This is a genomic window from Streptomyces albidoflavus, assembly GCF_000719955.1.
GTDB lineage: Bacteria > Actinomycetota > Actinomycetes > Streptomycetales > Streptomycetaceae > Streptomyces > Streptomyces albidoflavus.
In genome coordinates, this window is the sequence record NZ_JOII01000015.1 from 61,063 (window position 1) to 80,014 (window position 18,952).

The following is an 18,952-nucleotide window of genomic DNA, read 5'->3' on the forward strand; positions in this document are numbered from 1 at the left end:
TACCCCCGGCGCCCTCCCCGTCACCCGGCGGCGGAGGGCGCCGTGCCGTGTCCGGGGGCGGCCGGTGCACGTCACACAGATGTCACACCGGAAAGCTACCGCTCGGTAGCCTCCCCGTGTAGCGTGGCCGGCATGGCTCAGGCAGCACAGGCAACCATCGGTGACAGCGAGTTCGACCGCGACACGACCATCACCCTCCGCGCCCCCGGCGTCTACGACACCGAACTCTCCGCGGGCTGGACGATCATCTCCGCCGTCAACGGCGGTTACCTGCTGGCGACCCTCGGCCGCGCCCTGGCCGACGCCCTGCCCCACCCGGACCCGTTCACGATCTCCGCGTACTACCTCACGGCCTCCCAGGCGGGCCCGGCCACCATCCGGACCGAGACCGTCCGCACCGGCCGCACCCTCTCCACCGGCCAGGCCTCGCTCTACCAGCAGGACGCGGAGGGCAACGAGGTCGAGCGCATCCGCGTCCTCGCCTCCTACGGCGACCTCGACGCCCTCCCCGACGACGTGCGCACCACCGCCACGCCGCCCGAGTTCCCGCCGGTCGAGCACTGCTTCGGACCGCAGGACGCCCCCGAGCACCGCCCCGTCGAGGGCAGCTCCGCCATCACCGACCGGCTCTGGCTGAAGATCGACCCCGCCACCCTCGGCTGGGCGCTCGGCGCCCCCACCGGCAAGGGCGAGATGCGCGCCTGGTTCGGCCTCGCCGACGGCCGCGACGCCGACCCGCTCTCCCTCCTCCTCGCCGTGGACGCCCTGCCGCCCACCGCCTTCGATCTGGGCCTCAAGGGCTGGGTCCCCACCGTCGAGCTCACCGTCCACATCCGCTGCCGCCCGGCCCCCGGCCCGCTGCGCGTCGCCATCACCACCCGCAACCTCGCCGGCGGCTTCCTGGAGGAGGACGCCGAGGTCTGGGACAGCGCCGACCGCCTCGTCGCCCAGTCCCGCCAGCTGGCCCGCGCCCGGCTGAGCTGACGGACGCCCCGGGGACCTCGGCCCAGGCATCGTGGTCCGGCCGGCCCCGCCGTGGCCGGACCACGACGCCTGGCTGCCGGGGCTCCCGCGCGGGTCCGTAGAATCGGCCCCACCATGGCCTACCTCGACCACGCCGCGACGACCCCGATGCTCCCCGAAGCCGTCGAGGCGATGTCCGCCCAGCTCACCCGCACCGGTAACGCCTCCTCGCTGCACGCGGCCGGGCGCAGAGCCCGGCGCACCGCCGAGGAGGCCCGGGAGACCCTCGCCGAGGCGCTCGGGGCCCGGCCCAGCGAGGTGGTGATCACCGCCGGCGGGACCGAGGCCGACAACCTCGCCGTCAAGGGGCTGTACTGGGCCCGCCGCGCCGCCGACCCGCGCCGCACCCGCGTCCTGGCCAGCCCGGTGGAGCACCACGCCGTCCTCGACGCGGTGCACTGGCTCGGCGAGCACGAGGGCGCCACCGTCGAGTACCTCCCCGTCGACACCCTCGGCCGGGTCCACCCCGAGGCGCTGCGCGAAGCCCTCGCCCGGAACCCGCACGACGTGGCGCTGGCCACCGTCATGTGGGCCAACAACGAGATCGGCACCGTCCAGCCGGTCACCGAACTGGCCGCCGTCGCCGCCGAGTACGAGATCCCGCTGCACGCCGACGCCGTCCAGGCCTTCGGCCAGCTCCCGCTGGAGTTCGGTGCCTCGGGCCTGGCCGCCGCCACCGTCAGCGGTCACAAGATCGGCGGGCCCTACGGCATCGGCGCGCTGCTGCTGGGCCGCCAGTACACGCCGGTGCCCGTCCTGCACGGCGGCGGGCAGGAGCGGCACGTGCGCTCCGGCACCCTCGACGTGCCCGCCATCGCCTCCTTCGCCGTCGCCGGGCAGCTCGCCGCCCAGCGCCGCCCCCGCTTCGCCGAGGAGATCGGCGCGCTCCGCGACGAGCTGGTCGCCGCCGTCCACGCCGCCGTCCCGGACGCCATCCTCGGCGGCGACCCCGACCCCGCCGGGCGGCTGCCCGCCAACGCCCACTTCACCTTCCCCGGCTGCGAGGGCGACTCCCTGCTGCTGCTCCTGGACGCCCAGGGCATCGAGTGCTCCACCGGCTCCGCCTGCACCGCGGGCGTCGCCCAGCCCAGCCACGTCCTGCTCGCCACCGGGACCCCGCCCGACCTCGCCCGGGGCACGCTGCGCTTCTCGCTCGGCCACACCTCGACCCGCGCCGACGTCGAGGCCGTCGCCAAGGCGATCGGCCCGGCCGTGGAACGGGCCCGCAACGCCGGACTGAGCTGACCGGGCGCGGGCACCCGGCGGCTCACGCCCGCTCGCGCCGCTCGTCCTGCTCGCGCTCCCGCTCCAGCTGCTTCTTGGCGGCCCGGACCAGCCGCAGATAGCGGTCCCAGTCCCAGTGCGGGCCCGGGTCGGTGTGGTCGGTGCCGGGCACCTCGACGTGGCCGATGACGTGCGTCCGGTCGACGGGTATGCCGTGGCGCAGGCAGATGTCGGCGGTCAGCCGCGCCGAGCTCTCGTACATCGCGCCGGTGAAGTCCTGCGGGCGGTCCACGAACCCCTCGTGCTCGATGCCGACCGCCCGCTCGTTGTACTCGCGGTTCCCCGCCTGGTACGCCACGTCCAGCTCGCGGATGAGCTGGGCCACCCGGCCGTCCTTGCCGACCACGTAGTGCGTGGCCGCGCGGTGCGCCGGGTCCTGGAAGACCTTGAGCGCCACCGCGTAGCTGCCCTGCACCACATGGATGATCACGCGGTCCACGGTGAAGTCGTCGGGGCGGTCCGCCCGCCGCCAGTTGGCGTCCGAGGCCGCGACCCACTCCGCCTTCGCGTAGTCCACCGCCCCCTCCACCCGGGGCTTGGAGACCCCCGGCACCTGGTACCACAGGCGGCCCAGCTGCTCTCGTGCCAGCACGCCGCCGGTGGCCGCCGCCACCCCGGCGCCGATCAGCACCGACCGCCGCCGGAGCGTACGGCGCCGCGCGCCCTGCCCGCCGTCGGCGCCCCTGCCGGCGCCCGCACTGTGATTTCCGTTGCCCACGCCTGCCCCAACGCCTACGCGAGGGACATTCGTTCCCGCGCCCCCGTACCCTGGACGGGCTATGACTGAGACCTCCCCGCGCACCGAGAACCCGCCGCGCCCCCTGAGGGTGCTCGCCGCGATGTCCGGCGGTGTGGACTCCGCCGTCGCCGCCGCCCGCGCCGCCGAAGCAGGCCACGACGTGACCGGCGTCCACCTGGCGCTCTCCGCCAACCCGCAGTCCTTCCGGACCGGTGCGCGCGGCTGCTGCACCATCGAGGACTCCCGCGACGCCCGCCGCGCCGCCGACGTGATCGGCATCCCCTTCTACGTCTGGGACCTCGCCGAACGCTTCCGCGAGGACGTGGTGGAGGACTTCGTCGCCGAGTACGAGGCCGGGCGCACCCCCAACCCCTGCCTGCGGTGCAACGAGAAGATCAAGTTCGCCGCCCTCCTCGACAAGGCCCTCGCCCTCGGCTTCGACGCCGTCTGCACCGGCCACTACGCCACCGTCGTCACCCGCGAGGACGGCTCCCGCGAGCTGCACCGCGCCTCCGACATGGCCAAGGACCAGAGCTACGTCCTCGGCGTCCTCGACGAGCGGCAGCTCGCCCACGCCCTCTTCCCGCTCGGGGACACCCTCACCACCAAGGACGAGATCCGCGCCGAGGCCGAGCGCCGGGGCCTGGCCGTCGCGAAGAAGCCCGACAGCCACGACATCTGCTTCATCGCCGACGGCGACACCCGCGGCTTCCTCGCCGGGCGCCTGGGCACCGCCGAGGGCGACATCCTCGACGAGGCCGGGCAGAAGGTCGGCACCCACGAGGGCGCCTACGGCTACACCATCGGCCAGCGCAAGGGCCTGCGGATCGGCACCCCGGCCGCCGACGGCAAGCCCCGCTACGTCCTGGACATCTCCCCGGTCGACAACACCGTCACCGTCGGCCCCGCCGCCGCCCTCGACGTCACCGGGCTCACCGCCATCCGCCCTCGCTGGTGCGGCACCCCGCCCGAGGGCAGCGGCCGCTACACCGCGCAGCTGCGCGCCCACGGCGAGGAGACCCCCGTCACCGCCGAGGTGCGCGAGGGCGAGCTGACCGTCACCTTCGACGAGCCGGTCCGCGGCGTCGCCCCCGGCCAGGCCGTCGTCCTCTACGACGGCAGCCGTGTGGTCGGCTCCGCCACCATCGCCGCCACCCGCCGCGCCGGGGCCGTCCCGGCGGCCTGACGGACCCGCCGGGCCGTGCGGCGGGGCCGCTCCCGCCGCACGGCTCAGGGCAGCAGGAACTCCCGCAGGGCCGCCGCCACCGCCTCGGGCGCCACGTCGTGGGTCTGCCCGCCCAGCTCGCGGTACCTGCCCTCCGGCAGGGCCTCGGCCACCGTCCGGGCCGCCTCGGTCATCGCGGGCGGGCTCGCCGAACCGGCCATCACCAGCGCCGGAACCGGCACCAGGGCGAGCCGGTCCAGCGGCGGCGCGCCGTCGCCCAGCAGCTCGTCGTCGTAGGCGAGGGTCGGTGCCACCGCCTCCAGACCGGGCCAGGCGGGGGACCGGCGGGCCCCCGCGATCATCTCCGGCGGCAGCCCGATGCGGGTCATGAACAGCTCCACCGCCCCGCCCCGGTCGTCCGCCGCCAGCAGCGCCACCAGCCGCGAGCGGTACGCCTCCCGCCGCGAGGGGTCCGCCTCGCCGACGGTGAACGGCGGCTCGTACAGCGCCACCCGGCTCACCGCCGTCCCCGCCGACGCCGCGTGCAGCGCCAGCGCCGCCCCCGAGGAGACCCCGTAGAGCGCGGCAGGGCCGCCCACCGCGCGGATCACCTCGGCCAGGTCCTCCACCTCGCGGCCGACCGCGTACGGCCGTGTGTCGCCGCTGCGGCCGCGCCCGCGCCGGTCGTAGGTCACCACCGTGAAGCTGTCGGCGAGCAGCCCGGCCAGCGGCGCCGCGTGCTCCCCGGCCGTCATCGCCCCGCCGACCAGCACCAGCGCCGGGCCGCTGCCCCGTGTCCCGTAGGCGATCGGCGTGCCGTCCCGGGAAACCACCGTGTCCATACCGGCAGCCTCGCCCGAAGACCCGCCGCCCACCACCCGGGCCGCACCCGTCAGGTCACCCGGCGGGCTCCGCCACCACCTCCGTCTCGTAGAAGCAGAAGTGGTCCCTGATCTCCGCGACCGCCTCGATCGGCTCCGGATAGGCCCACACCAGATCCGGCTCGCCCGGCAGCGACCAGTACGAGGCCGTGCCCTTGAAGGGGCAGACCGTGTGCGTCTCCGAAGGCGTGAGCAGGTCGGTGCGGACGTCCTCGGGCGGCAGGTAGTACCGGACGGGCAGCCCCGTCTCGCGCAGCAGCAGCGGGCGGCGGCTCTCCGCCACCACCTGCCCGTCCCGCACCACCCGCACGTGCACCGGGGCCTGCTCGACGGTGATGCGGTGACCGCGTGCCGTGTCGTCTCCGTGTCCCTGAGTCATGGGGTCGACCGTACTCCCGCCCGCCGACAACCCCTGTCCGGTACGCGGCTTCTGCGCCGCGGCGGACGGGCGGTAAGTTGCGGGCATGAACATATGCGTCTTCCTGTCCGCCGCCGACCTGCCCGAGCGCTACACCCGGCCCGCCCGCGAGTTCGCCGAACTCCTCGGCAAGGGCGGCCACACCCTGGTGTGGGGCGGCTCCGACAAGGGACTCATGAAGGTCGTGGCGGACGGCGTCGAGCAGTCCGGCGGCAAGCTCCTCGGCGTCTCGGTGGAATTCCTCGCCGCCTCCGCGCGCCCGGTCCCCGCCGAGTCCGGCGAGATGATCATCACCGCCGACCTGGCCGAGCGGAAGGCGCAGCTCCTCGCCCGCGCCGACGCCGTCGTCATCATGGTGGGCGGCACCGGCACCCTCGACGAGGCCACCGAGATCCTCGAACTCAAGAAGCACGGCATGCACACCAAGCCCGTCGTCCTGCTCAACACCGCGGGCTTCTACGACGGCCTGCGCGAGCAGTTCCAGCGGATGGAGGACGAGGGGTTCCTGCCGCTGCCCCTGACCGAACTGGTCCTCTTCGCCGAGGAGCCCGTCGGCGCCCTCGCCCACCTGGAGGAGAGCGCGGGGGTCCAGTAGGAGCGGTACGGCGCCCGGTGGGATCATGCGGGCCATGGCTACTCATGTGATCACCGGCGCCGGTTCCGGCATCGGCGCCGCCGTCGCCCGCCGCCTCCACGAGCGCGGCGACCACCTCGTCCTCGTCGCCCGCGACGCCGGCCGCGCCCGCGAACTGGCCGCCGCCCACCCCGGCGCCGAGACCCTCGTCGCCGACCTCGCCGACCCCGACCGGATCTCCTGGGCCCTCTCCCACCAGACCCTCCCCGACCGCATCGACTCGCTGCTGCACATCGCGGGCGTCGTCGACCTCGGCACCGTCGGCGAACTCACCCCCAAGACCTGGCGCCACCAGATCGACGTCAACCTCCTCGCCCCCGCCGAACTGACCCGCCACTTCCTGCCGCAGCTGCGCCTCACCCACGGCCACGTCGTCTTCGTCAACTCCGGCGCCGGCCTCAACGCCAACGGCGGCTGGGCCGCCTACGCCGCCGCCAAGCACGGCCTCAAGGCCCTCGCCGACGCCCTGCGCCAGGAGGAGCAGGAGCACGGCGTCCGCGTCACCTCCGTCTACCCGGGCCGCACCGCCAGCGCCATGCAGCAGAAGATCCACCAGCAGGAGGGCAAGGAGTACGACCCCGACCGCTGGATCAGCCCCGAGTCGGTGGCCACCACCCTGCTCACCGCGCTCGACCTGCCCGCCGACGCCGTCATCAACGACGTCAGCATCCGCCCGGGCGGCTGACCCGACCCCGCCGGGACGGCCCGGCGCCGCACCCCGCCCTGCCGGGGCCGGCGCCGCCCCGGGGCCCGTAGCCTGTCCGGCGTGAGCGACACCGACGACTTCCCCACCCTGCGCGCCACCGGCATCGGCTCGATGCCCGGCGGCGACGCCCGCGAGGCGGCCAGGACCGTGACCGGCACCTTCGCGGGCGGCGAGGGCATGCCGTACCTCCCCGAACTGCCCGCCCGCGGCCCCGGCGCCGACATGACCGGCCGCACCGCCGGACTCCTGGCCGACCTCCACGCCCAGCTGGAGCCCAGCGGCTGGCGGATCGCCGACCGGCCCGGCCGCGACATGCGCCGCGCCGTCTCCTGGCTCCGCGAGGACCTCGACGCCCTGGAGGAGTACACCCAGGGGTACGAAGGCCCGCTCAAGCTCCAGGTCACCGGCGTCTGGACGCTCGCCGCCGCCCTCCAGACCCGCGGCGGCGAAGCCTTCCTCGGGGACGCCGGGGCCTGCCGCGACCTCGCCGCCTCCCTCGCCGAAGGGCTCCGCGGCCACCTCGCCGAGGTCCGCCGCCGCGTCCCCGGCGCCCGCCTCGTCCTCCAGCTCGACGAGCCCTCCCTCACCGCCGTCCTCACCGGAACCGTCCGTACCGCCAGCGGCTACCGCACCTACCGCGCCGTCGACCGGCAGGTCGTGGAGTCCGCCCTGCGCGAGGTCGCCGCCGTCCACGACGGGCCCGTCCTCGCGCACAGCTGTGCCCCGTCCGTCCCCTTCGCCCTGCTGCGCCGCGCCGGATTCGCGGGCGCCTCGTTCGATTTCTCCCTGCTCACCGAGGGTGACGACGAGGCGCTCGGTGAGGGCGTCGAGGCGGGCTTCCGGCTGCTCGCCGGTGTCGTGCCCGGCACCGACACCGCATTGTCGGACCCGGCCGGTAGCGTCATGGGGGTCAGGACGTGGTGGCGCAGGCTGGGGCTGAATCCCGGGCTGCTCCCCGAAGCGGTGGCGATCACCCCGTCGTGCGGTCTGGCCGGCGCCTCGCCCGGCTACGCCCGCGCGGCCCTCGCCCACTGCGTCCGGGCGGCGAACTCACTCGCGGACAACCCGGAGTGACGAAACGGGAGGACAGGACAGTGGCCGGCGAACAGCAGAACGCAGACGTTCCCGCGGACGCGCGGGAGCGCCACAAGCACCTCGCCGAACAGGTCGAGGAGCACCGCTTCCGCTACTACGTCAACGACCAGCCCGTCGTCAGCGACGCCGAGTTCGACCGGCAGCTGCGCGCCCTCACCGAACTGGAGGAGCAGTACCCGCCGCTGCGCACCCCCGACTCGCCCACCCAGAAGGTCGCCGGGCAGTACGAGACCGAGTTCACCTCCGTCCAGCACCGCGAGCGGATGCTCTCCCTCGACAACGCCTTCGACGACGAGGAACTCGCCGCCTGGGCCGAGCGCGTCGCCAAGGAGGTCGGCGCCCCCGGCTACCACTTCCTGTGCGAGCTGAAGGTCGACGGCCTCGCCGTCAACCTCACCTACGAGCACGGCCGCCTCACCCGCGCCGCCACCCGCGGCGACGGCCGCGTCGGCGAGGACATCACCCCCAACGTCCGCACCATCTCGGACATCCCCGAGCGGCTGCACGGCGACGACCTCCCCGCCCTGGTGGAGATCCGCGGCGAGGTCTTCTTCCCGATGGAGGAGTTCGAGAAGCTCAACGCCCGCCTCGTCGAAGCCGGCGAGAAGCCCTTCGCCAACCCGCGCAACGCCGCCGCCGGCTCCCTGCGCCAGAAGGACCCCCGGGTCACCGCCACCCGCCCGCTGCACATGGTCGTCCACGGCATCGGCGCCCGCGAGGGCTTCACCATCGACTGCCTCTCCCACGCCTACGACCTGCTGCGCTCCTGGGGCCTGCCCACCGCCCGCCACAACAAGGTGGTCGAAGGACTCGACGGCGTCCGCGCGTTCATCACGTACTACGGCGACCACCGGCACTCCGTCGAGCACGAGATCGACGGCGTCGTCGTCAAGCTCGACGAGGTCCCCCTCCAGGGCCGCCTCGGCTCCACCTCCCGCGCCCCCCGCTGGGCCATCGCCTGGAAGTACCCGCCCGAGGAGGTCAACAGCCGCCTCATCGACATCCGCGTCGGCGTCGGCCGCACCGGCCGTGTCACCCCGTACGCCCAGGTCGAGCCGGTCACCGTGGCCGGCTCCGAGGTCGAGTTCGCCACCCTGCACAACCAGGACGTGGTCCGCGCCAAGGGCGTCCTCATCGGCGACACCGTCGTCCTGCGCAAGGCCGGCGACGTCATCCCGGAGATCCTCGGCCCCGTCGCCGACCTCCGCGACGGCACCGAGCGCCCCTTCACCATGCCGGCCGAGTGCCCCGAGTGCGGCACCCCGCTGAAGCCGATGAAGGAGGGCGACATCGACCTCCGCTGCCCCAACGCCCGCTCCTGCCCCGCCCAGTTGCGGGAGCGGATCTACTACCTCGCGGGCCGCAAGTGCCTCGACATCGAGAACTTCGGCTACGTCGCCGCCACCGCCCTCACCCAGCCCCTGGAGCCCTCCGAGCCCCCGCTGCGCGACGAGGGCGACCTCTTCGACCTCACCGTCGACCAGCTCCTGCCCATCCGCTCCTACGTCCTCGACCCGGACAGCGGCCTGCCCAAGCGCGACCCGAAGACCGGCGAGGAGAAGATCGTCACCTTCTTCGCCAACAAGCAGGGCGAGGCGAAGAAGAACACCCTCGCCATGCTCGACCACATCGAGGCGGCCAAGCAGCGCCCCCTCGCCCGCGTCCTCACCGGCCTCTCCATCCGCCACGTCGGCCCGGTCGCCGCCCAGGCGCTGGCCCGCGAGTTCCGCTCCATCGAGCGGATCGAGGCCGCCACCGAGGAGGAGCTGGCGCAGACCGAAGGCGTCGGCCCGACCATCGCCGCCTCCCTCAAGAGCTGGTTCGCCGAGGAGTGGCACCGCGAGATCGTCCGCAAGTGGCGCGAGGCCGGCGTCCGGATGGAGGAGGAGTCCACCGGCGAGGACGAGGGCCCCCGCCCGCTGGAGGGCCTCACCGTCGTCGTCACCGGCACCCTCGAACACCACACCCGGGACAACGCCAAGGAAGCCCTCCAGAACCAGGGCGCCAAAGTGACAGGTTCTGTCTCGAAGAAGACTTCGTTCGTGGTCGTCGGCGACAACCCCGGCTCCAAGTACGACAAGGCCATGCAGGCCAAGGTGCCCGTCCTGGACGAGGCGGGCTTCGCCGTCCTCCTCGGACAAGGCCCCGACGCCGCACGTGAAGTGGCACTTCCGCTTCCCGAGTGACCTCCGCGAGCCACCCGTTCGGCGCATACCAGATGCATCGGGGTGGCCAGGTCTCATTCGGGCAACCGTCCCCGACCGGTGCCCGTGAAGGCCCTGAGCGGCCTACTGTTGGGGGACGCGCCTCGCGGTGCCCGGCCGGCTCACGGGGCCGGCCGGGCACCCGGGCGGTGACAGTCAAGGCCGTCGGCCCCGCACCCGCGGCACGTGTCGGCCGGGAGAGGGACGGAATGGAACCGACCGAGAGCGCCGCACCGGCCTCATGGCCGCGTCTGCGCCGCACCATTGCCGCGCGCACCGGCCCGCGTCGGGCCCCGTACGGCCCCGGCCGCGCCGAGGGCGTCACGCCGCTGCTCCCGATCGCCGTCATCGCGCTCGCCGCCGTCCTCCTCGCCACCGGCATCGGCCGCGCCGTCGCCACCGGCCACGCCCTCTTCCCGGCGGGCGCCGCCGGGTGGGCGCTCGCCGTTCTCACCGGCATCGTCGTCGGCCACCTCGTCGCCCTCGGCCGCGACCGCTGGTGGGGCGGGACCGGCTCCGGCGCCGCCCTGACCCTCGCCGTCCTGCTGCTCTACGGCTGGGTCCCGGCCGGGCTGGTCAGCATCACCGTCGTCGTCCTCGTCGGCGTCGCCCGCAGGCACCGCTGGCGCCAGGGCCTGCTGCACGGCGCCGTCGACATCCTCGGCATCGCCGCCGCCGCCCTGCTGCTGACCCTCACCGGCGTCACCCCCAGCGTCGAGACACCCTGGGACCCGCGCAGCTGGACCCTGGCCACCGGCGCCGGCGTCCTCTTCGCCGCCGCCGGATACCTGCTGATGACCCGCCTGCTGCTCTGGCTGGTCCACACCCCGAACCCGGGCACCCTGCCCACCGTCACCCGCACCGCGGTGATCCGGCAGAGCCTCGTGGGCGTCGCCCTGCTCGGCATCGCCCCGCTGATCTGCGTGGTCGCCGTCGCCCTGCCGGTGCTGCTGCCGCTCTTCTCCATCCCGCTGATCGCCCTCGACTCCACCCTCTGGATCGCCCGCGCCCGCGCCGAGGAACAGCTCCGCGACCCGCTCACCGGCCTGCCCAACCGCCAGTGGCTGCTGGAGCGGATCTGGACCGCCCTCGACGAGGCCGAACAGGCCGGGACCCGCTCCGCGCTGCTCCTCATCGACCTCGACCGGTTCCGCTCGGTCAACGACACCCTCGGCCACCTCGCCGGCGACCGGCTCCTGCTGCAGATAGCGGAACGGCTGCGCCCCGCACTGCCGCGCGGCGCCGAGGCGGCCCGGCTCGGCGGCGACGAGTTCGCCGTCCTGCTGCCCGTCGCCGCCTCCACCACCGCCGCCCAGCGCGTCGCCCGCCGCCTCGTCTCCGAACTCGGCTCCCCGCTCGACCTGGACGGCCTCACCCTCGTCCTGGAGGCCAGCGCCGGGGTCGCCGTCTACCCGGACCACGCCCAGGACGCCGAAGGGCTGCTGCGCCGGGCCGACGTCGCGATGTACCAGGCCAAGCGGGACCGCACCGGCGTCGAGGTCTACGAGTCCAAGCGGGACTCCAACACCCCCGACCGCCTCGGCCTCCTCGGCGACCTGCGCCGGGCGCTGGACGCCGGCGAGGTCGAGCTGCACTACCAGCCCAAGGTCCGCTTCGACGGCCACGTCGCCGGGCTGGAGGCGCTGGTGCGCTGGGTCCACCCGGAGCGCGGCCGCGTCCCCCCGGACGAGTTCATCGCCATCGCCGAGTCCTCCGGGCTGATGCCGCACCTCACCGAGTACGTCCTGGAGACCGCGCTCGGCCAGGTCGCCCGCTGGCGCGCCCAGGGGCTCAACGTGCCGGTGGCGGTCAACGTCTCCCCGCGCGACGTCCACAGCCCCGGCTTCGCGGGCGCCGTCGCGGCCCGGCTCGCCCGGCACGGCGTACCGGCCGGGGCGCTCCAGCTGGAGATAACGGAGCACGTCCTGCTGGAGGACCCACAGCGGGCCGCCGACACCCTCGCCGGGCTGACCGGGCACGGCGTGAAGATGTCCCTGGACGACTTCGGCACCGGCTACTCCTCCCTCGTCCACCTGCGGCGGCTGCCGGTCAGCGAGCTGAAGATCGACCGCAGCTTCGTCGCCCGGCTCGCCGTCGACACCGAGGACGCGGAGATCGTGCGGTGCACCGTCGACCTCGCCCACTCGCTGGGGCTGCTCGTCGTCGCCGAGGGCGTCGAGGACGACGAGACCTGGGAGCGGCTGCGCGACCTGGGGTGCGATGCGGTGCAGGGGTGGCTGGTCGCTGCCGCGATGCCCGCAGGGGAGACGACGGCCTGGTTGCGGGCCCGGGGGGCCCGGGGGTGGCGGCGGCCGGCGGAGATCGCCGCCGAGGCGGCGGAGGCCGGGCGGGCCGTTCGGTCCGGGCCCCCGCAGTAACGTTCGCCCCTCCCGGGCGCCGGGAGTGGGGTGCGGGCCGCCTGCCCGCGCGGGTCATCGAGGGCCTCAAGCGCCGGCCGGGCTGGAGTTGGCCGGGCTGGAGTTGGCCGGGCTGGGGTTGGCCGGGCTGGGGTTGGTCTGGCTGGGGTCGGCCGGGTGGGATCTGGCGGGATCTGGTGGGGGGTTTCGGGGGCTGGGGGGTCGCCTGAGTGGGGGATCGTGGGAGCGTTTCGTCGGGGGGTGGTGCGGCCCCATAGGATTGGGGTCGCACATCCGCCACTCTCACCCTGAGGATCGCCGCATGCCTGGCATCACGCGCGAGGAGGTCGCTCACCTCGCTCGGCTGGCGCGTCTGGAGCTGAAGGCCGAAGAGCTCGAACACTTCGCCGGACAGCTCGACGACATTCTCGGCGCGGTCGCCCGCGTCTCGGAAGTCGCCGGACAAGACGTACCGCCGACCTCCCACCCGCTGCCGATGACGAACGTCATGCGCGCGGACGAGGTCCGTCCGTCGCTCACCCCGGAGCAGGCGCTCTCCGGCGCGCCCGCCCAGGAGCAGCAGCGTTTCAAGGTGCCGCAGATCCTCGGGGAGGACTGACCGCCATGTCGGACAGCATCATCAAGCTCACCGCGGCCGAGACCGCCGCGAAGATCGCCTCCGGCGAACTCACCGCCGTCGAGGTCACCGAGGCCCACCTGGCCCGGATCGAGGCCGTCGACGAGAAGGTCCACGCCTTCCTGCACGTCGACCGCGAGGGTGCCCTCGCCCAGGCGCGCGCCGTCGACGCCAAGCGCGCGGCCGGCGAGAAGCTCGGCCCGCTCGCCGGTGTCCCGCTGGCACTGAAGGACATCTTCACCACCGAGGGCATCCCGACCACGGTCGGCTCGAAGATCCTCGAAGGCTGGATCCCGCCGTACGACGCCACCGTCACCAAGCGGCTCAAGGACGCCGACGTGGTGATCCTCGGCAAGACCAACATGGACGAGTTCGCCATGGGGTCCTCCACCGAGAACAGCGCCTACGGCCCCACCGGCAACCCCTGGGACCTCACCCGCATCCCCGGCGGCTCCGGCGGCGGCTCCTCCGCCGCGCTCGCCGCCTTCGAGGCGCCGCTGGCCATCGGCACGGACACCGGCGGCTCCATCCGCCAGCCCGCCGCCGTCACCGGCACCGTCGGCGTCAAGCCGACCTACGGCGGCGTCTCCCGCTACGGCATGGTCGCCTTCTCCAGCTCCCTCGACCAGGGCGGGCCCTGCGCCCGGACCGTGCTCGACGCCGCGCTGCTGCACGAGGCCATCGCCGGGCACGACCCGCTCGACTCCACCTCCATCGACGCCCCGGTCCCGCCGGTCGTCGAGGCGGCCCGGAACGGCTCGGTCGCGGGCATGCGCGTAGGCGTCGTCAAGCAGTTCCGCGGCGAGGGCTACCAGGCCGGCGTCGTGCAGCGCTTCGACGAGTCCGTGGAGCTGCTCCGCAAGCTCGGCGCGACCGTCGTCGAGCTGGACTGCCCCTCCTTCGACCTGGCGCTCTCCGCGTACTACCTGATCGCGCCCTCCGAGTGCTCCTCGAACCTCGCCCGGTTCGACGCGATGCGCTACGGGCTGCGCGTCGGCGACGACGGGACGCGTTCGGCCGAAGAGGTCACCGCCATCACCCGTGAGGAGGGCTTCGGCGACGAGGTCAAGCGCCGCGTCATCCTCGGCACGTACGCGCTCAGCTCCGGCTACTACGACGCGTACTACGGCTCCGCGCAGAAGGTCCGCACGCTCATCACGCGCGACTTCGAGCGGGCCTTCGAGGAGGTCGACGTGATCGTCTCGCCGACCACCCCGACGACCGCCTTCCCCATCGGGGAGCGGGCCGACGACCCCATGGCGATGTACCTCGCCGACCTCTGCACCATCCCCACCAACCTGGCCGGCAACGCCGCGATGTCGCTGCCCTGCGGCCTCGCCCCGGAGGACGGCCTTCCGGTGGGGCTCCAGATCATCGCCCCCGCCATGAAGGACGACCGGCTGTACAAGGTCGGGGCAGCCGTCGAGGCCGCCTTCGTGGAACAGTGGGGTCATCCGCTGCTGGAGGAGGCTCCGTCCCTGTGAGTGCACTGTCCAAGGCCAAGGGCTTCAAGAAGTCCAAGACCGGTACGTACCTGTCCATCGGCACCACCGCCTTCGGCGCCCTGAGCGTCTACAAGCAGATGAAGGCCGCCCGCCACGATCACGACACGCTGAGCCTGGTCGACGCGGTCGCGACCGCGGCCGGGATCGTCACCGGCGTCGCCCTGCTCGTGCGTGAGCTCAAGCGCCTCGGCGACGACGACGTCCTGCTGGGCTGAGAGGGAAAAGTTTCACCGTGACTGTCACTGACCTGGTGCCGTACGACGACGCGCTCGCGGCGTACGACCCCGTCATGGGCCTGGAGGTCCATGTCGAGCTCGGCACCAAGACCAAGATGTTCTGCGGCTGCTCCACGGAGCTGGGCGCGGACGCCAACTCGCAGACCTGCCCCACCTGCCTCGGCCTGCCCGGCTCCCTGCCGGTCGTCAACGCCGTCGGCGTGGAGTCGGCCGTCAAGATCGGCCTGGCGCTCCACTGCGAGATCGCCGAATGGTGCCGGTTCGCCCGGAAGAACTACTTCTATCCGGACATGCCGAAGAACTTCCAGACCTCCCAGTACGACGAGCCCATCGCCTTCGACGGCTACCTCGACGTGCAGCTGGAGGACGGCGAGGTCTTCCGGGTGGAGATCGAGCGCGCCCACATGGAGGAGGACACCGGCAAGTCGACCCACGTCGGCGGCGCCACCGGCCGCATCCACGGCGCGTCCCACTCCCTGCTCGACTACAACCGCGCGGGCATCCCGCTCATCGAGATCGTCACCAAGCCCATCGAGGGCGCGGGCGAGCGGGCCCCCGAGGTCGCCAAGGCGTACGTCGCCGAGCTGCGCGAGCTGATCAAGGCGCTCGGCGTCTCCGAGGCCCGCATGGAGATGGGCCAGATGCGGTGCGACGTCAACCTCTCGCTGCGCCCCAAGGGCCGGCAGGAGTTCGGCACGCGCTCGGAGACGAAGAACGTCAACTCGCTCCGCTCCGTCGAGCGCGCCGCCCGGTTCGAGATCCAGCGGCACGCGGCCGTCCTCTCCTCCGGCGGCACCATCGTCCAGGAGACCCGGCACTTCCATGAGGAGGACGGCTCCACCACGGCCGGCCGCATCAAGGACAACGCCGAGGACTACCGCTACTTCCCCGAGCCGGACCTGGTGCCGGTCGCCCCGCCGCGCGAGTGGGTCGAGGAACTGCGCTCCACCCTGCCCGAACTGCCCCGCGTGCGCCGCAACCGGCTCCGCGAGGAGTGGGGCGTCTCCGAGCACGACATGCAGTCGATCCTCAACGCCGGGGCGATCGGCCCGATCGTCGCCACCATCGAGGCGGGCGCCGACGCGGCCGCCGCGCGCAAGTGGTGGATGGGCGAGCTGGCCCGCAACGCCAACGAGACCGGCCGTCCCCTGGAGGGGCTGCCGATCACCCCGGCGCAGGTCGCGCGGGTCGCCGAGCTGGTCAAGGGCGGCGACCTCAACGACAAGCTGGCCCGCCAGGTCATCGAGGGCGTCCTCGCGGGCGAGGGCGACCCCGACACCGTGGTGGAGAAGCGCGGCCTGAAGGTCGTCTCCGACGAGGGCGCGCTCACCACCGCCGTCGAGGAGGCCATCGCCGGCAACCCGGCCATCGCGGACAAGATCCGCGGCGGCAAGGTCGCCGCCGCCGGCGCCCTGGTCGGCGCCGTCATGAAGGCGACGCGCGGCCAGGCCGACGCCGCCCGCGTGAAGGAGCTGATCCTCGCGCAGCTCGGCGTCGAGGGCTGACGCCGCCGCAGTGCCACGCCCGAGGGGCGCCCGTACCGACCAGGTACGGGCGCCCCTCGGCGCGTTCTCGGCGACGCGCCCGGCCCGGAGGCGGATGGTGCGGAGCGTGCGGCGGCCGGAACGGCCCGTCACCGGGCCCCGAAAGGGCTGTGACGAAGCGCACGAAAGGGTCAAAGGATCTTTCCCGCCTGCCAGAGTGACATCACTGCTCACGCTTTCTCGCGGGCCGTACCCATGCGGGCATCCCCCTGCCCGACGGCTCCCCGGTGAAGCACGACCCCCCGAGGGAGCACGTCCGTGGCCGCACTCGCCCGCTGGTGCATGCACCACCGCCTCCTGGCCGTCCTGCTCTGGCTGCTCGTCCTCGGTGGTGCCGGCACCGCCGCGGGGCTGGCCGGATCGGCGTACACCAACGACTACGCGGCCGGCGGCACCGAGTCCGGCGAGGCCACCGCCCTCATCGAACGGGGCTTCCCCGGCCTCGCGGGCGACAGCGACACCGTCGTCTGGCACGCCCCCGACAGCTCCGTGCGCGCCGCCGACGTCGAGCAGACCATGACCCACGCCCTGGACCGCATCGCGGACCTGCCCGGCGTCGCCTCCGTCGCCGGGCCGTACGCCGAGGCGGGCACCGGGCCCGGCGGCGGCATCAGCGAGGACGGCCGCACCGCCTACGCCACCGTCACCTTCGCCGGGCAGACCAGCGACATCAGCCCCGCCCAGGCCCAGGCCGTGGTGGACGCCGCGCACGGAGCCGACGGCGACGGGCTCCAGGTCGAGGTGGGCGGCTCCGCCGTCGCCCTCACCGAGGCGCCCGCGCTGCACACCGCCGAACTCATCGGCGTGGCCGTCGCCGCCGTCGTCCTCTTCCTCGCCTTCGGCTCCCTCGCCGCCTCCCTGCTGCCCATCGCCACCGCCCTGGTCAGCGTCGGCATCGGCTACGCCGGGATCGTGCTGCTCGGCCACGTCATGACCGTCGCCGACTTCGCCCCCATGCTCGGCATGCTCATCGGCCTCGGCGTCGGCATCGACTACGCCCTGTTCATCGTGACCCGGCACCGCACCGGACTGAAACAGGGCCTCACCGTGGACGCGGCCGCCGCCCGCGCCGTCGCCACCACCGGCCGGGCCGTCGTCTTCGCCGGCGCCACCGTCTGCATCGCCCTGCTCGGCATGCTCATCCTGCGGCTGGAGTTCCTCAACGGCGTCGCCATCGCCGCCTCCCTCACCGTGCTGCTGACGGTCGCCGCCTCCCTCACCCTGCTCCCCGCGCTCCTCGCGTACATCGGACCGCGTGCCCTCAGCCGCCGCGAGCGGCGCCGGCTCGCCGCGGAGGGGCCGCTGCCGGAGCTGCCCACCGGGTTCGCCGCGCGCTGGTCCCGCTTCGTCGAGCGGCACCCCAAGCTCCTCGGCGTCCTCGCCACCGCCGTCATGGCCGTCCTCGCGCTGCCCATGCTCACCCTCCACCTCGGCACCTCCGACCAGGGCAACAACCCGGCCTCCAGCACCACCCGCCAGGCGTACGACCTGCTCGCCGACGAGTTCGGGCCCGGCGTCAACGGCCCCCTCACCCTCGTCACCGAGGTCGGCGGCGCCCCGGACCGGCTCGCCCTCGACGGCCTGGAGCAGACCCTCAGGCAGACCGAGGGCGTCGCCGGTGTCACCCCCGTCGTCTTCAACGACGCCTCCGACACCGCCCTGCTCACCGTCGTCCCCACCTCCTCCCCGCAGTCCGAGCAGACCAGCGCGCTGGTCGACCGGCTGCGCGCCGACGTCCTGCCGCGCGCCGAGGCGGGCACCGGGCTCGACCTCAAGGTCGGCGGGATGACCGCCGCCTACGACGACTTCGCCGAACTGATCGTCGGCAAGCTGCCCCTCTTCATCGGCGTCGTCATCGGCCTCGGCTTCGCCCTGCTGCTGCTCGCCTTCCGCTCGGTCGGCATCCCGCTCAAGGCCGCGCTGATGAACGTGATGGCCGTCGCCGGCGCCTTCGGCGTGGTCGTGGCGATCTTCCAGTGGGGCTGGGGGAGCGAACTCCTCGGCCTCGGCAGCTCCGGGCCGATCGAGCCCTTCCTCCCCGTGATCATGGTCTCGGTCCTCTTCGGGCTCTCCATGGACTACCAGGTCTTCCTGGTCAGCCGCATGCACGAGGAATGGGTCGCCACCGGTGACAACACCCGCGCCGTACGCGTCGGGCTCGCCGAGACCGGCCGGGTCATCAACTCGGCCGCCGTCATCATGATCTCCGTCTTCCTCGCCTTCGTGCTCAGCGGCGACCGGCTCATCGCCATGTTCGGCATCGCCCTGGCCGTCGCCGTCGCCCTGGACGCCTTCGTCCTCCGTACGCTGCTGGTCCCCGCCCTCATGCACCTGCTGGGCCGCGCCAACTGGTGGCTACCCGGCTGGCTGGACCGCGTACTGCCCCGCATCAGCATCGAGGGGCCGCCCGAGCAGCGGGCCGCCCACCCGGCGGAGGTACCCGTACCGCGCGCCCCGGACGAGGACCCCGCCCGCTCCGCCGCGCTTCGTTAAGCGGACTCTCAGACTCCATCCGTACGGTGCC

Annotated in this window: 16 protein-coding genes; 13 read left to right on the top strand and 3 right to left on the bottom strand. The window is 73.7% G+C overall.

Annotation, left to right across the window (positions count from 1 at the left end; genetic code table 11):
• Positions 1 to 132: 132 nt before the first annotated feature.
• Entirely contained in the window at positions 133 to 984 is an 852-nt protein-coding gene (locus IF45_RS0117550; RefSeq protein ID WP_030308284.1) for a thioesterase family protein, read from the top strand.
• Positions 985 to 1,098: 114 nt separating this feature from the next.
• Positions 1,099 to 2,268 carry a cysteine desulfurase family protein gene (locus IF45_RS0117555; RefSeq protein WP_030308285.1) on the top strand — a complete coding sequence of 390 codons (1,170 nt, stop codon included), beginning with the start codon at positions 1,099 to 1,101 and terminating at the stop codon, positions 2,266 to 2,268.
• Between the two features lie 22 nt (positions 2,269 to 2,290).
• Here IF45_RS0117555 and IF45_RS0117560 read toward each other — a convergent pair whose 3' ends face one another.
• Positions 2,291 to 3,025 carry an N-acetylmuramoyl-L-alanine amidase gene (locus IF45_RS0117560; RefSeq protein ID WP_030308286.1) on the bottom strand — a complete coding sequence of 245 codons (735 nt, stop codon included), beginning with the start codon at positions 3,023 to 3,025 and terminating at the stop codon, positions 2,291 to 2,293.
• A 61-nt stretch (positions 3,026 to 3,086) separates the two neighbouring features.
• Here IF45_RS0117560 and mnmA point away from each other — a divergent pair, with 61 nt between their 5' ends.
• On the top strand, positions 3,087 to 4,232 hold the full coding sequence (gene mnmA, locus IF45_RS0117565; protein WP_003951003.1) for a tRNA 2-thiouridine(34) synthase MnmA: 1,146 nt from the start codon (positions 3,087 to 3,089) through the stop codon (positions 4,230 to 4,232).
• A 44-nt stretch (positions 4,233 to 4,276) separates the two neighbouring features.
• On the opposite strand, the gene IF45_RS0117570 is transcribed toward mnmA, so the two are convergent.
• Both IF45_RS0117570 and IF45_RS0117575 read right to left on the bottom strand, forming a co-directional pair.
• A complete protein-coding gene (locus IF45_RS0117570) occupies positions 4,277 to 5,053 on the bottom strand; it encodes an alpha/beta fold hydrolase (RefSeq protein WP_015507070.1) in 777 nt (258 codons plus the stop codon).
• A gap of 55 nt (positions 5,054 to 5,108) precedes the next feature.
• A complete protein-coding gene (locus tag IF45_RS0117575; protein WP_008410664.1) occupies positions 5,109 to 5,471 on the bottom strand; it encodes a DUF427 domain-containing protein in 363 nt (120 codons plus the stop codon).
• Between the two features lie 85 nt (positions 5,472 to 5,556).
• Here IF45_RS0117575 and IF45_RS0117580 point away from each other — a divergent pair, with 85 nt between their 5' ends.
• The 10 genes from IF45_RS0117580 to IF45_RS0117625 all read left to right on the top strand — a co-directional run bounded on the left by IF45_RS0117580 (position 5,557) and on the right by IF45_RS0117625 (position 18,921).
• Positions 5,557 to 6,105 carry an LOG family protein gene (locus IF45_RS0117580; protein WP_003951005.1) on the top strand — a complete coding sequence of 183 codons (549 nt, stop codon included), beginning with the start codon at positions 5,557 to 5,559 and terminating at the stop codon, positions 6,103 to 6,105.
• Between the two features lie 25 nt (positions 6,106 to 6,130).
• Positions 6,131 to 6,829 carry an SDR family oxidoreductase gene (locus tag IF45_RS0117585; RefSeq protein WP_008410668.1) on the top strand — a complete coding sequence of 233 codons (699 nt, stop codon included), beginning with the start codon at positions 6,131 to 6,133 and terminating at the stop codon, positions 6,827 to 6,829.
• 81 nt (positions 6,830 to 6,910) lie between these two features.
• The gene (locus IF45_RS0117590) at positions 6,911 to 7,924 is read left to right on the top strand and encodes a methionine synthase (RefSeq protein ID WP_008410671.1); all 1,014 of its coding nucleotides are present in this window, start codon (positions 6,911 to 6,913) and stop codon (positions 7,922 to 7,924) included.
• Positions 7,925 to 7,944: 20 nt separating this feature from the next.
• On the top strand, positions 7,945 to 10,131 hold the full coding sequence (gene ligA, locus IF45_RS0117595) for an NAD-dependent DNA ligase LigA (RefSeq protein ID WP_018470884.1): 2,187 nt from the start codon (positions 7,945 to 7,947) through the stop codon (positions 10,129 to 10,131).
• A 227-nt stretch (positions 10,132 to 10,358) separates the two neighbouring features.
• Positions 10,359 to 12,527, top strand: a complete 2,169-nt coding sequence (locus tag IF45_RS0117600) for a putative bifunctional diguanylate cyclase/phosphodiesterase (RefSeq protein ID WP_037638188.1) — start codon at positions 10,359 to 10,361, stop codon at positions 12,525 to 12,527.
• 301 nt (positions 12,528 to 12,828) lie between these two features.
• The gene (gene gatC / locus IF45_RS0117605) at positions 12,829 to 13,125 is read left to right on the top strand and encodes an Asp-tRNA(Asn)/Glu-tRNA(Gln) amidotransferase subunit GatC (protein WP_003951011.1); all 297 of its coding nucleotides are present in this window, start codon (positions 12,829 to 12,831) and stop codon (positions 13,123 to 13,125) included.
• 5 nt (positions 13,126 to 13,130) lie between these two features.
• Positions 13,131 to 14,627 carry an Asp-tRNA(Asn)/Glu-tRNA(Gln) amidotransferase subunit GatA gene (gene gatA, locus IF45_RS0117610; RefSeq protein WP_003951012.1) on the top strand — a complete coding sequence of 499 codons (1,497 nt, stop codon included), beginning with the start codon at positions 13,131 to 13,133 and terminating at the stop codon, positions 14,625 to 14,627.
• A complete protein-coding gene (locus IF45_RS0117615) occupies positions 14,624 to 14,863 on the top strand; it encodes a hypothetical protein (protein ID WP_008410677.1) in 240 nt (79 codons plus the stop codon). The genes gatA and IF45_RS0117615 overlap by 4 nt, the downstream gene beginning before the upstream one ends.
• Before the next feature lie 17 nt (positions 14,864 to 14,880).
• Complete coding sequence (gene gatB, locus IF45_RS0117620) at positions 14,881 to 16,389, top strand: Asp-tRNA(Asn)/Glu-tRNA(Gln) amidotransferase subunit GatB (protein WP_003951014.1); 1,509 nt, start codon at positions 14,881 to 14,883, stop codon at positions 16,387 to 16,389.
• 297 nt (positions 16,390 to 16,686) lie between these two features.
• The gene (locus IF45_RS0117625; RefSeq protein ID WP_030308289.1) at positions 16,687 to 18,921 is read left to right on the top strand and encodes an MMPL family transporter; all 2,235 of its coding nucleotides are present in this window, start codon (positions 16,687 to 16,689) and stop codon (positions 18,919 to 18,921) included.
• Positions 18,922 to 18,952: the final 31 nt, after the last annotated feature.